Raw genomic sequence first — 247 nt, forward strand, 5'->3', positions numbered from 1 at the left:
GGTGATCGGGGCCTTCATCGGCTAGGCGTTTTGTGTGGTGAGGCTCCAGGTAGGGTTCGCCATTCTTTTTCATGAACGGAGCCGGTTTATCGCATGACTCACAGATGCCATTGGCGCGTTGAAGTACGTATTTTTTCACGTCCTCGCTGCGTTTGAACCAAGAATTCTTGCTGTCACTTTCTTTACGCTGGCCCGTCATCATGGATGATTTTATGGCCTTGGCACGTAGCTGCTGGTGGGGTTTCTC

General features: G+C 51.4%; 1 pseudogene. It reads right to left on the reverse strand.

Annotated features, from left to right (window positions below):
- A pseudogene (locus tag N8M16_RS10120) lies at positions 1-247 on the reverse strand (HNH endonuclease); the annotation flags it as partial.

Source organism: Streptococcus mitis (assembly GCF_946188375.1).
GTDB lineage: Bacteria > Bacillota > Bacilli > Lactobacillales > Streptococcaceae > Streptococcus > Streptococcus mitis_CX.